The sequence below is a fragment of the Blautia sp. AM29-29 genome, assembly GCF_003480555.1.
Taxonomy (GTDB): domain Bacteria; phylum Bacillota; class Clostridia; order Lachnospirales; family Lachnospiraceae; genus Fusicatenibacter; species Fusicatenibacter saccharivorans.
On the sequence record NZ_QUJD01000001.1, the window covers coordinates 28568 to 41109 of the forward strand.

Below are 12542 nucleotides of genomic sequence, written 5' to 3' on the forward strand. Positions count from 1 at the left end.
CGTTTATCCCCTTTTGTTCTAAAGTTCGTCTGTAATTGCCTGTGCGCGGTATCCCTCTGCAATTAGATCCAGTTCTTTGTGGAACCGTTTTAACTCCTGCAGATCGTTCTGCGCATAGATGTGATAAAACTCATCCTGAATTTTTTCTACTTCGCGTTTGTTCGTCACCTTGTAAAGATTCTCGATATTATTCAGGATATCCGTGATCAGATTCCGCTGTATCTGGGAGGAATTCTGTGCATCCATAATCTCACTCCGCACAGAGGACATCTCATTATCCAGCACAATAATCGCCTTTGCAGCTGCACTTAAGCGCTCCCGGATGTGATCCGGAATGTTTGCCTTATATTTGTACTGCAGCGAGTGCTCAATCGTCGCCCAGAAATCCATCGCCATCGTGCGGATCTGGATTTCCACCTGGATGCGCTTCGGGCCGTTCATCGTCTCCACGGTATAGTAAACAATGAGGTGATAGCTCCGGTAACCGCTGTCCTTCATGTGGCGGATGTAGTCTTTCTCGCTCTTAATCTCAATATCCGACCGCTTCTGGATCAGGTCGGCAACCTTTTCGATATCTTCAACGAACTGGCAGATGATGCGGATGCCCGCGATATCCTCCACCTGCTCCTCCATCTCTTCGGGCACAATGCCCTTTCTCTGCATTTTTTCCAGAATACTGGAAACACTCTTCACACGGCCGCTCACGCTCTCGATCGGTGAGTACAGCCCTTTTCCGTGGTGCTCCTTGATCAGATGCCGGAATTTCACCTGTAATTCCTTGACAGCCAGCTCGTATGGTTCCAGAATCTCATGCCATAACAGTATATCCATGTCCCCTAATCTCCTTTTTTGCTCCTGCTTTCAGCCATTTTTCTTATCGGATGGTAAACGCTTTGGAAATTCAATCCCCACCCTGTTACTTTATGCCTGTCTTTTCTGTTTTATGACTGTTTTTCAGAAACTTTTTTGAAATAGACACGGGCAGTTTTTTATGCCTGCCGTTTCGAAAGCTGCTCCAGAACGCGGCACAGGTACTGATACGTTCTCTCCACGGAGGAAATCGAAAGCCGCTCCTCGGTCGTGTGGATTGCTTTCATGTTCGGGCCGAAAGATACACAGTCAAGACCGGAAAGCTTTTCATAGAACAGACCGCATTCCAGTCCGGCATGAATCGCTTCCACTGCCGGTTTCTGTCCATACATGGCTTCATATTCCGCCACCATCAGATCGCGGAGGGCAGAATCCTCTTTATACTCCCATGCCGGGTACGCGCCCTCTACGTGGAACTCACCGCCCAGGAAACCGATCAGATACTCCAGCTTGTCGGAAAGGGCTTCCTTTGCACTTCCCACGGAGCTCCGCACACTTGCACACGCATGCAGGTGATCCGGCTCTAATTTCAGAATACCGAGGTTCAGGGATGTTTCCACCAGTCCCGGGATCTGGCCGCTCATCTTCTGTACCCCGTTCGGAAGATTCATCAGGAAAAAGACGGTTTTCTGCAGGCTGACCGGATGAAGCGCCGGTGCAGCGCCCTCGCCTGTTTTCTCTACCGTAACGGTAATACCGTCATCTGTTCCGCTGTACTCTCTGCAAAGATTTTCGGTGAAGCGTGATGCTTCCTCTTTTAAGATCTCTTTCTCTCCGCCGTCGATGGCAAGAAGCATGCGGGTTGTCCGCGGAATGGCGTTGTCTTTTAAACCGCCCTCCAGCTCGATCAGGGCATAATCCATCTTTCCTGCCAGTTCGTACAGGAAACGGCCCGCCAGAATGTTGGAGTTGGCACGGTTTTTGTGGATTTCCGTACCGGAATGGCCACCGGCAAGACCGGAAATCGTCACTTCCATCTGCTCACCCATCACTTCGCTTCTGCGCACCGGCAGATCCATCATGGCTGTCATACCGCCTGCGCATGATACAGTGAGAATGCCTTCCTCTTCAGAATCCATATTTAACAGTGTTCTTCCCTTTAATTCATTCCCGTTTAATGCTGCTGCGCCGAGCAGTCCGATCTCTTCATCCGTCGTAATCAGTGCCTCGATGGCCGGAAGCTGCAGATCATCCGATTCCAGCACAGCCAGCATATAGGCAACGGCAATTCCGTCGTCTCCGCCAAGCGTCGTGTCCCTGGCATAAATCTCATCGCCGTCGATGTGAAGCTCAAGGCCGTCCTTCGTAAAATCGTGGCTGCTGCCCGGCTTCTTCTCGCAGACCATATCGCAGTGGCCCTGCAGAATCACGGTCGGAGCCAATTCACATCCCTTCGATGCCGGGCGGCGGATGACCACGTTGTTGGACGCATCCTGATACCAGGATAATTCATGGTCCCTTGCAAACTGAACCAGATAGTCGCTCACTTCTTTTGTGTTTCCGGAGCCGTGCGGAATGCGGCAGAGCTCTTCAAAATAATAAAATACACGTTCTGGTTTTAATCCTGCTAATACGCTCATTTTTTCTTCTCCCATCTTCTTTTTTTCAAAGCTTCGTCATACTCTATTTTAGAAAGCGGGAGGAGGTTCGAACGTCATGAAAAAATCACTTTTATTTCTCTCTTCCCTGCTTCTTTTTTTCTGTCTTCTTATCTTTCCCGCGCGGACTTTTTTCTATGCCTGCGAGGGTGTCAATCTCTGGTTTCATACCATTCTTCCGTCACTTCTGCCGTTTCTGATTCTGACATCTCTTCTTCTGGAAACAGGAGCCGCGCGGCGGATCTCTGCCCGTGCAGAAGTTTTTTTTCAAACGGTTTTCGGTCTTTCCCCGGCTGGGTTTTATGCACTTTTTCTCGGTCTTTTCTGCGGTTTTCCCATGGGAGCGCGCATCACTGCCCAGCTCTATGAGGCAGAAGAAATTGACCGGAACGAAGCGTGCTATCTTTTAACCTTCTGCAGCAGTCCGAGTCCTGCCTTTCTGTCTTCCTATGTTATCTTAACTGCGTTTTCCGGACAGATCCATCCCGGGTTCGTCTTCGGCGTGCTCTACGGTTCCAATTTTCTAACTGGTTTTCTGTTCCGGCTTGTTTTCCGCCGCTTCCGCCTGCACCGGCACACCGCCCATCGGACACATTCCGTGGAAAAAAAAGAGATGTCAAAACAGACTTCCAAAGGAAACCTGCTGGACACCTCTATCATGAACGGATTTGAAATCATTACACAGCTTGGCGGATACATCATCCTGTTTTCCATTCTGTCCGGACTTCTGATGGATCTGCATCCGTTTGGTTCCGCCTCGCCCCTGCTCTGCGGCGTGCTGGAAATCACGACGGGAATCGCACAGCTTGCCGCGTCCTCTCTTCCTTACGCCGGAAAAGTCTCTGCTATCCTTACCTGCGCCGCCTTCGGCGGTCTCTCTGTCGCTGCCCAGACAAACTGTATGATCCATAACAGCGGTCTGCCCCTCTGGCCTTATCTTGCCGGGAAGCTCTGCTGTGCTGCTTTCGCAGGAACGCTTGGTTTATTCCTCTTCGCTTTCCTCTTCTGATGCCGGATCATATTCCGGTACGACAACTTCTTCCTCTGGCTGCTCTTCTTCCGGAGCACCCTGCGGGGAGAGCTCACTTCTGTTCTGAACAACGGTATTGTAGCAGCTTGTCAGGGATTCTACAAAGCTGTTGTATTTCTCTCCTGCATCGTTTAATGCAGTCGTCATAATATTGCTTAAGTTGGCAAGCATATCATCGGTATATCCGATGGCACCGAGACGGATGCTGTTGGCATCGTTGGTTGCAGCATCCAGGATTTCCTGTGCCTGCTGGTTTGCATTGTTGACGGTCTCATTTGCCTGTGCGTATGCTGACTGCATCACTTCACTCTGCTCTACCATCTCTCTTGCCTTTGCCTGTGCCTCTGCAATGATGGCATCTGCCTTGTTCTGTGCATCTGCCAGAATCGCATCTTTGTTGCTGATGATCTTCTGGTACCGTTTGATCTCGTCCGGTGTTTTCAGACGGAGCTCACGGAGAAGCTCTTCTAATTCTTCTTTATTTACAACGATTTTGGTGGTAGACAGCGGCTGATATTTACAGCTCTCTACATACTCCTCAATTTCTTCGATGATCTGTTCAATTCTGCTGCTCATTTTAATTCTCCTTATCTTTTATCCTGCGGCATTCCTTCTGAATTTCGGGCGGCATACTTTGCGCGGATTTCTTTTTCCACAAAATCCGGAACAAATTTGTGAATGTCGCCGCCAAAAGCAGCTACTTCTTTTACTACCGTGGAGCTGAGGTACGCATACTCCAGCGAGGTAATCAGAAACGTGGTATCTACTTCCGGTTCCAGAACGCGGTTCGTCTGTGCCATCTGCAGTTCATATTCAAAGTCTGTGATCGCGCGGAGTCCGCGGACGATCGTATGCGCCTGGCATTCCTTCGCAAAATCAACAGCGAGCCCGCTGAAAGAACGGACTTCGACATTTGGAATGTCCTGGGTCGCTTTCTTTAGTATATTAACACGTTCTTCCACAGAAAACAACGGAGATTTTGAGGAATTATGTAAAACTCCCACGATTACGCGGTCAAAAAGCTTGGATGCACGCAAGATAACATCCAGATGACCATACGTTACAGGGTCAAAAGTTCCCGGGTATACGGCTGTCTTCATGATTCTTTTACTCCTTCGTGTTTGCTTTTCGGGGTAAGGAATACATGGACATTTGTCTTATAGATTTTTTTCTTCAGAATTTCGTATCCGGCATCCTCCGCCCAGTCGAAATCAGTATTCAGCGATGCTTCTACAATAATTAAGGTATCCTCACCGATAAAAGAGGCGTCGCGGAACGCATACAGCACGTCCTTTTCCAGTCCCTTATCGTATGGCGGGTCCATAAAAATGCAGTCAAAAGGCTCCTGTCCCTGAAGCGACTGCAGAGCTGCATGCGCTTCCATGGGCAGGAGCACTGCCTGCTGTTCCAGCTTCGTAAATTTTAAATTCTGCCGGATACAGTCTGCTGCAGCTTTGTTCTGCTCTACGAACCACGCGCGCTCGGCGCCGCGGCTCAACGCCTCGATTCCGATCGCCCCGCTTCCGGCGAACAGATCGAGAAAACGCGCATCCGGCAGATACGGCTGAAGCATGTTAAATAAGGTTTCTTTGATCCGGTCCGTCGTCGGCCGGGTCTGTCTGCCGGGAACCGTCTTTAATGGAAGACTCCGGCATTTTCCTGCTATTACTCTCATGTTGGTCTTATTTTCGTCCTTACTGTTTTTGTTTGATGGATCAGTCGGCTTTCAACTGCTCTCTCCAGTCCAAATCTCCTCTTGCAAGTCCCAAAATCAGAGACTCCGCAGTTCCGATATTTGTTGCAATCGGGATATTGTACTGGTCGCAGGTACGGATAATTTTGTAGACATCCGGCTCTTTCGGATTGATCATCGTCGGATTGTAAAAGAAAATTACCATATCCATATCGCCGCGTTCAATCATCTCGGTAAACTGTTTGTCTCCGCCTACGCTTCCAGGCAGAAACTTGTGTACATGAAGGTTCGTCACCTCTTCAATCCGCCGTCCGGTGGTTCCGGTGGCGTACACCTCATGTTTCATGAGGATTCCCTTGTATGCAATACAGAAATCCTCGATCAGACTCTTCTTGCTGTTGTGTGCTATGATTCCAATATTCATTACTGCAAACCGCCCCTTCTCCTGTTTTTACTACCATGTACAGCAATTATAACAAATTTATTTTCAATACGCAATTCTTTTTGTGAATTTTTACACAGTTTTTATATTTTTTTCTGCCGTTCCATTTTTCCTTCTTCTTTTACTTTCTCCGCTTTTCCGGAAAAAATACAGAATCTGGAAGTTTATTTTTGTTTTCTTTCCACATACTATGACCGTAGCAGAACAGATGAAAAACACATCCGGATCTGCTTCACAGCAGCTTTTAACAATCACAAAGATAAAGGAGGGAATGAACATGGCGAATCGTTCATCGAATACCGCAGCAGTACCAGAAGCAAAAGGCGCTCTGGACAAATTCAAATTTGAGGTGGCAAGCGAACTCGGCGTGCCGCTCAGTGATGGCTACAACGGTAACCTGACTTCCAAACAGAATGGTTCTGTCGGAGGTTATATGGTCAAAAAGATGATTGAGCAGCAGGAACGCCAGATGTCCGGCGGTTCTTCTGGCCAGTACTAATCATCCCGGTATAACATCCTGATGCCGGAACAGGCATCAAAAAGCGTGAGCTCTTTTCTTTTCGGAAAAGCTCACGCTTTTTTCTTGCTCCTGCAGAGCTGGTACATAATACTTACAGATCAATGCTTCCGGTTACATCATCATTGATTACGTAGTAAGCAGTAAATTCCTCCGGTTTTACATAAACCTTCAGGCTCTTTAATTCCTCTGCCTTCTTGCCATATCCTTCGATCCAGATCTGCTGGATTCTCTCGTACAGATCTTTCTCCTTGATTTCTCTTCCGCCGAACTGTAGAATCATCTCCTGCTCCGCTTCTTTCTTTGCTGCTTTTGCAGGTGCTTTTTTCTCTGCCGGCTTTTTCGCTGCTGCTGGTTTTTTCGGTGCAGCCGCTTTCTTTGTCGTTGTTTTCTTTGCTGTTGTGCGGGTTGTTTTTGCAGCTTTTGCTGCCGGTTTTTCTTCTGCTTTTGCAGGTGCTTCCTCTGCTGCTGCAGTTTCCTTTACAACTTCTTTTGCAACTTCTTTTACAGCTTCTTTCTCTGCTGCGGTTGTTTTTTCTGCTGCTTTGGTCTCTACTTTTACTGTCTCGTTCTCTGCTGTCTTAGCCTGGGCAGCTGGTTTTTTCTTTACCATATCTGTTTCCTCCCATTTAGACCGGCCCTGTATATTTTGGAAGAGCCGTCCTGCGAACTATCATTCAGGCGAACGCTTGACACTCACGGTCCGCACATTTTTTGATTCCTTGTTTATGATACATGAATTTTTTTGTCATTTCAAGTAATATCTGATTTCGCACGAATTTTCCACGAAATTGTACAGTCATTTTCCATACTATCCAATCAGGCTGTTACTTTTATCCGATTTTGCATTTTAAAGCCGGATTTTTTTGTAATTTTTCACAATCCAATGTCGTGGTTTTCCAGATCAAGATACGATTTCATTACCTTTTTCAGCAGTTCATGCTCCGGTTTTTCAAAATAAGGATCGTCGGCAAGCAGTTCTGAAGCCGCCTCACTCGCTTTCTGCAGGATATCGGCATCCCGGAAAATATCTGCCATCTGGAATTCCATATCCCCGCTCTGGCGCGTTCCCAGCAGATCGCCGCTGCCGCGCAGTTTCAAATCTTCCGAAGCAATATAAAACCCGTCGTTCGAATGGTTCAGGATTTCCAGACGTTTGGCAGTCTCCTGATCTTTGTTTCCGCGGATGAAAATACAGTAGGACTGATGCTCTCCTCTTCCGACACGTCCGCGGAGCTGATGGAGCTGTGCAAGGCCGAACCGTTCGGCATTTTCCACCATCATCACCGTCGCATTCGGCACGTTGACACCGACCTCCACGACTGTCGTCGAGACGAGTACCTGGATTTCTCCGCTGGCGAACCGCTCCATGATCTCGTTTTTCTGCGCCGCCTTCATCTGTCCGTGCAGCATCTCTACTGTGATGCCCGGCAGCTCTTTTTTCAGGAGCTGTGTATAGTCGGTGACGTTTTCCGCTTCCAGACCCTCGCTCTCCTCCACCATCGGGCAGATCACATACGCCTGACGGCCCAGTTCGACCTGACGCGTGATAAAGCGGTAAGCTTTTGGACGGTAAGACGTATCCACCACACAGTTTTTGATCGGCAGACGCTTCGCCGGAAGTTCATCAATCACAGAAATCGAAAGATCTCCGTACAGAATGATAGCCAGGGTTCTTGGAATCGGCGTTGCACTCATAACGAGAACATTCGGCGGTTCCCCTTTTTCAGCAAGTGCCGTTCTCTGCCGGACACCGAAGCGGTGCTGTTCGTCTGTGATGACAAGCGCCAGATTTTTGTACTGTACCTTTTCCTGAATCAGTGCATGTGTGCCGATCACCATTTTGCAGCTTCCGTCTTCCAGACTGGCATAGATTTCCCGGCGTTCTTTTGCTTTCGTGGATCCAGTCAGAAGGCGGGGATTGTATTCCGTCAGATTGTTTTCTTTCAACAGAGTGCAGAGCGATTCATAATGCTGCCGCGCCAGAACCTCCGTCGGAACCATCAGCGCCGATTGGTAGCCGTTCTCAGCTGTCATAATCATTGCAAGGAATGCCAGAATCGTCTTTCCGCTTCCGACATCTCCCTGTACCAGCCGCGCCATGCGGGTATGGCCTTTTAAGTCCCGCTCCAGTTCGCCCCACACGCGCATCTGTGCATTCGTGAGACGGTACGGCATATTTTCGATGACTTCCTCCGTCTTCCAGACGGCGCGGATCGGGAACACATTGGTAATTCCCTCCGTCTGCTCTTTTAACTGCCGCAGGGACAGGATGAAGAGAAAAAACTCTTCGAACACAATTCTGCGCCGCGCCGTTGCCAGATGCTCCTGGTCTTTTGGAAAATGAACCTCATGGAGGGCATAATTGATTTCACAGAGTTCATACCGGGCACGGATTTTCTCCGGCAGATAGTCCTGCGCAGGTGCGCATCGTTCCAGCACCTGTGCTACGGCCTTGCTCACCATCTTGTTCGTGAGACCGGCTGTCAGCCCATAAACCGGCTGAAGACTTGCCAGAAGCTCATGGTATGCGGCAGGAGTGAAGATTTCCGGCTGCTCCATCACGAGACGGCCTGATTTTTCCTGTATCTTTCCGCGGAAGATAAAAACACTGCCTTTCTTCAGCGTGCTCCGCAGAAACGGCATATTAAACCAGGTAAGCTGCAGCCGCACCGGCTCCTCGTAGAGTTCCAGGACAACGACGCTCTTTCTCTGGTTTCCTTTTACCGACGGACTGTGGACAATTCTTCCGTATACCGCATTCTTTTCCTCTTGTCTGCATTCGCGAAGGGGAACCGGCTCTGCATAGCAGTCATAATCTCTTGGATAATAATGCAGAAGCTGCTGCAAATTGTAGATTCCTACTTTTGCAAACAGCTTCTCCGTTTTTTCACCGATCCCCTTCAGTGTTGTCAGGGGTTCCGTATTCATATTTTTCTTTCCTTACTCTTATTCAACCGAAACGACACAGTAGTAAATCGGCTGTCCGCCATAGTTTACTTCCACATCGCAGTCCGGATATGCCTGCTCGATTTTTTCGCCAAGGCTTTCGGCATCTTCCTCACTCATATCTTCACCGTAGTAGATGCTGATCAGCTCGCTGTCCTCATCGACCATGGCGCGGATGGTTTCTTCTGCAACGGTAAGAATATCCTGTCCGACAGCGAGAAGTCCGTGATCGCCAAGTCCCATGATGTCGCCCTGATGGATCTCTTTCTCATCGATGTGGGTATCACGTACCGCGTACGTTACCTGACCGGTTTTCACCATCTGGATGCCCTCTGTCATGGCCTCCTCGTTCTCTTCTGCAGATTTCTCCGGCACATAGCTGATCATGGCTGTGATGCCCTGCGGAACGGTTTTGGTCGGAACAACGATGATATTTTTGTCCTCAGTCATGGCTTTTGCCTGATTTGCTGCGAGGATGATATTTTTGTTGTTCGGCAGAATAAAGATATTCTTTGCATTGACCTTCTCAATTGCAGTCAGCATATCCTCGGTGCTCGGGTTCATGGTCTGACCGCCCTCGATCAGGTAATCAACACCGAGTCCCTGGAAGATCTCTTTGATTCCCTCTCCGATGGACACGGCGATGAATCCGTTCTCCTTCGGCGGCTGTTTTGCTGCTTCTTTTCTCTTCTTATCTTCCTCTGCCTGCTGTGCTGCGATCTTTTCTGCGTTCTTGATCAGGCGCTCCTGATGCTCCTCACGCATGTTGTCGATCTTCATTCTGGTCAGCTGTCCGTACGTCAGCGCCTTGGAAATTGCTTTTCCAGGATCGTTGGTATGTACGTGTACCTTAACCAGCTCGTCGTCTGCAACGAGAACGATCGAATCTCCGATTCCATTCAGGAAATCTTTGAATGCATAAACCTCTTCATCCGGAAGCGGGTTTTCCAGCATAATGATAAACTCGGTGCAGTAGCCGAATTTGATTTCTTTTTCTGTCTCTTTGGACGGTCTGACAAATTCTGTCTTTGCTTCCGGCATCTCGAAATTCAGATCAATCTCTTTCCCGAGGAACGCGTCATATGCGCCCTGCAGTACGGTTAAGAGACCCTGTCCGCCGGAATCCACAACGCCTGCCTCTTTTAATACCGGAAGCATCTCTGGTGTCTGGGAGAGCACGTACTCTGCATGCGCGAGAACGTCCTCGATGAATGCGTTCAGATCTTCGCTTTCCGGTGCAAGCTCTGCTGCTTTCTCTGCTGCTCCCTTTGCCACGGTCAGGATGGTACCTTCTTTTGGCTTCATAACGGCTTTGTATGCAGTCTCGACTGCTTTTTCCATTGCCTCTGCAAGAATCTCTGCATTCAGCTCTTGATAGTCGCGGATCTTCTTGGTAAAGCCACGAAGGAGCTGGGAAAGAATAACGCCAGAGTTACCTCTGGCACCGCGCAGAGAACCGGAAGAGATTGCCTTGGAAAGGTTGTACATGTTCACTTCTGTGAGCGAGTTTACTTCCTTGACTGCGGACATGATCGTCAGCGTCATGTTGGTACCTGTGTCGCCGTCCGGTACCGGGAACACGTTCAGCTCATTGATCCACTCTTTCTTTACTTCCAGATTTTTTGCACCAGCCAGAAACATTTTTGCCAGTAAGCCGGCATCAATTGTATTTGTAGCCACTTTCTTCATTTCCTCCTATTACCATCAGTCGATGACGCGAACGCCTTCAACCAGGATGTTGATTTTTTCAATTTCCATTCCGGTGAACTCTTCCACCTTGTATTTCACATTATTGATCAGGTTATCTGTTACGGCAGAAATACTGACTCCGTAAGAAACAATCACGTGGAAATCCAGGGAAATTTTATTTTCCGAAATCGATACATTGATTCCGTGTGTCAGACTCTCTTTTTTCAGAAGTTTGACCAGTCCATCTTTCATGTTTACCGCTGCCATTCCGACAATGCCGAAGCACTCCACAGCAACGCTGCCCGCATACAGGGCGATTACATCCGGATTAATTACGATTTCTCCCAAGCCTGTATTCATACGACCTTTCATGCCTTGTATCCTCCAATTCCATCATACTATTCAAAACACATGGAGACAGGAATAACTGACTCCACTCTACGATACATTATAACCGCTTTTCCGCAAAAAAGAAAGTTTAAAATGAAAAACCTTCAAAATTCATATAATTTTTTCATTTTTTACTTGCAAAACCGGTATAGATCTGTTAGAATGACTTATGTTGTGAGTCTAAAATGCGTTTTGACTCAAGTACGTATGTCAAGGAGGTGCAATCATGGCAAAGTGTGCAATTTGTGAGAAGGGTGCTCATTTCGGAAACAACGTAAGTCATTCACATAGAAGAAGCAATAAAATGTGGAAATCTAACGTAAAATCTGTCAAAGTTAAAGTTGACGGTGTACCGCAGAAAATGTACGTATGTACTTCCTGCTTAAGATCCGGAAAAGTAGAGCGTGCATAAGTTGAATGGTTAAAAGGCCTTTCCAGTCCGGGAAGGCTTTTTTGCTGTTTAAAAATAGAATTAAGATTTTAAAAAAAGTTCTGGGAAGAGCAAACAGGACATAAGTTTTCGCTTATGCCCTGTTGTGCTCTATTTTTTATATTTTAAAAGGGAGAAAAAAATAGCGTGGTCTCTTAAGCTGAACCTGCCAACGATCCATATGCTTAGCAAAAGAAAAAGAGCATCCTACCGAAACTTTCATTCTGGTAAGACGCCCTCGTCTTGATCTATGATATTAGTATAGTTGGCTGATTCATTTAAGATGGACTTATTATAGCGCAGCTTTCTTCATTTTGCAAGTATTTCTCTGTACAAATCAGCCAGTTCATTTCCGATCTTTTTGTGCATCTTTCACTATTCCCCTGTATTGCAGAACAGATGATATCCCACGCACAGCAGCAGAGCGGCCGCAAGAACCGTAAGAAATGAGCTGCGGATCATCAGGCTGATGAGAAGCCCGACCCCCATCCAAAACAGCAGAAAACCTAAAATTCTGCACAAACGAGCTTACTCCTTATCCGCCTCTTGGTTTATTATATGCTCTACTTTCTCTGCGGTATACCCGTCCTCTTCCTTTTTGCCGGTAAAGCGGCTGATCAGATCCGGAGCCATGTCAATGATTTTGGTCACAGCATCCTGGTTTTTGATGTTGACCAGACGCGTTCCGTTTTTGCTGATGACAAGAACGGCGCTCGGAGAAATTTTTCCGCCCATACCGCCTCCTGCATTGTTCTTTGCATTTTCTGCGAATGCACCCGCTCCCACGCCGAAGGAAACGTCTACCAGCGGCAGAAGAATCGTATCCTCAATGTGGATCGCCTCACCTACGACCGTCTTTGTTGTGATAAAACTGTCCATTCCGCGGAACAGTGCTTCTACGGTATTCTGAAATGTGTTGTCCTTTTCTGCCATC

The 12542-nt window shown here is 47.9% G+C and carries 15 protein-coding genes; 3 read left to right on the forward strand and 12 right to left on the reverse strand.

What is annotated here, in order from left to right; translation table 11 throughout:
- Positions 1–18 precede the first annotated feature (18 nt).
- Together DW769_RS00130 and DW769_RS00135 are read right to left on the reverse strand one after the other, a co-directional pair.
- On the reverse strand, positions 19–831 hold the full coding sequence (locus DW769_RS00130) for a GTP pyrophosphokinase (protein WP_055218019.1): 813 nt from the start codon (positions 829–831) through the stop codon (positions 19–21).
- Between the two features lie 158 nt (positions 832–989).
- Positions 990–2450, reverse strand: a complete 1461-nt coding sequence (locus tag DW769_RS00135; protein ID WP_082424449.1) for an aminoacyl-histidine dipeptidase — start codon at positions 2448–2450, stop codon at positions 990–992.
- 76 nt (positions 2451–2526) lie between these two features.
- On the opposite strand from DW769_RS00135, the gene DW769_RS00140 reads away from it, so the two are divergent.
- Positions 2527–3477, forward strand: coding sequence for a nucleoside recognition domain-containing protein (locus DW769_RS00140; RefSeq protein ID WP_055265191.1), 951 nt, complete (start codon positions 2527–2529; stop codon positions 3475–3477).
- Here DW769_RS00140 and DW769_RS00145 read toward each other — a convergent pair.
- Genes DW769_RS00145 through DW769_RS00160 form a run of 4 tightly spaced genes read right to left on the reverse strand, consistent with a single transcriptional unit; the run spans position 3451 to position 5615 of the window.
- Positions 3451–4074: a hypothetical protein gene (locus tag DW769_RS00145; protein ID WP_055265193.1), complete on the reverse strand. Its 624-nt coding sequence runs from the start codon at positions 4072–4074 to the stop codon at positions 3451–3453. The genes DW769_RS00140 and DW769_RS00145 overlap by 27 nt on opposite strands.
- A gap of 11 nt (positions 4075–4085) precedes the next feature.
- Complete coding sequence (coaD, locus tag DW769_RS00150; protein WP_055265195.1) at positions 4086–4598, reverse strand: pantetheine-phosphate adenylyltransferase; 513 nt, start codon at positions 4596–4598, stop codon at positions 4086–4088.
- Positions 4595–5173, reverse strand: coding sequence for a 16S rRNA (guanine(966)-N(2))-methyltransferase RsmD (gene rsmD, locus DW769_RS00155; protein ID WP_022461889.1), 579 nt, complete (start codon positions 5171–5173; stop codon positions 4595–4597). The genes coaD and rsmD overlap by 4 nt, the downstream gene beginning before the upstream one ends.
- A gap of 40 nt (positions 5174–5213) precedes the next feature.
- Positions 5214–5615, reverse strand: coding sequence for a methylglyoxal synthase (locus DW769_RS00160; RefSeq protein ID WP_022461890.1), 402 nt, complete (start codon positions 5613–5615; stop codon positions 5214–5216).
- A gap of 295 nt (positions 5616–5910) precedes the next feature.
- On the opposite strand from DW769_RS00160, the gene DW769_RS00170 reads away from it, so the two are divergent.
- Positions 5911–6132, forward strand: coding sequence for an alpha/beta-type small acid-soluble spore protein (locus tag DW769_RS00170; RefSeq protein WP_022461891.1), 222 nt, complete (start codon positions 5911–5913; stop codon positions 6130–6132).
- Between the two features lie 112 nt (positions 6133–6244).
- On the opposite strand, the gene DW769_RS16330 is transcribed toward DW769_RS00170, so the two are convergent.
- The 4 genes from DW769_RS16330 to DW769_RS00195 all read right to left on the reverse strand — a co-directional run bounded on the left by DW769_RS16330 (position 6245) and on the right by DW769_RS00195 (position 11160).
- Positions 6245–6763: a DUF6465 family protein gene (locus DW769_RS16330; RefSeq protein WP_022461892.1), complete on the reverse strand. Its 519-nt coding sequence runs from the start codon at positions 6761–6763 to the stop codon at positions 6245–6247.
- Positions 6764–7026: 263 nt separating this feature from the next.
- Positions 7027–9081, reverse strand: coding sequence for an ATP-dependent DNA helicase RecG (gene recG / locus DW769_RS00185; RefSeq protein ID WP_117508994.1), 2055 nt, complete (start codon positions 9079–9081; stop codon positions 7027–7029).
- Between the two features lie 18 nt (positions 9082–9099).
- Positions 9100–10779, reverse strand: coding sequence for a DAK2 domain-containing protein (locus DW769_RS00190; protein ID WP_022461894.1), 1680 nt, complete (start codon positions 10777–10779; stop codon positions 9100–9102).
- Positions 10780–10803: 24 nt separating this feature from the next.
- Entirely contained in the window at positions 10804–11160 is a 357-nt protein-coding gene (locus DW769_RS00195) for an Asp23/Gls24 family envelope stress response protein (protein ID WP_022461895.1), read from the reverse strand.
- A gap of 244 nt (positions 11161–11404) precedes the next feature.
- On the opposite strand from DW769_RS00195, the gene rpmB reads away from it, so the two are divergent.
- Positions 11405–11590, forward strand: coding sequence for a 50S ribosomal protein L28 (rpmB, locus tag DW769_RS00200; protein WP_022461896.1), 186 nt, complete (start codon positions 11405–11407; stop codon positions 11588–11590).
- Between the two features lie 393 nt (positions 11591–11983).
- Here the strand turns inward: rpmB and DW769_RS16510 are convergent, their stop codons facing one another.
- Together DW769_RS16510 and DW769_RS00205 are read right to left on the reverse strand one after the other, a co-directional pair.
- A complete protein-coding gene (locus DW769_RS16510) occupies positions 11984–12130 on the reverse strand; it encodes a hypothetical protein (protein WP_167622772.1) in 147 nt (48 codons plus the stop codon).
- A gap of 6 nt (positions 12131–12136) precedes the next feature.
- On the reverse strand, positions 12137–12541 hold the full coding sequence (locus tag DW769_RS00205) for a GerW family sporulation protein (protein ID WP_117760321.1): 405 nt from the start codon (positions 12539–12541) through the stop codon (positions 12137–12139).
- Between the last annotated feature and the right edge of the window lies 1 nt (position 12542).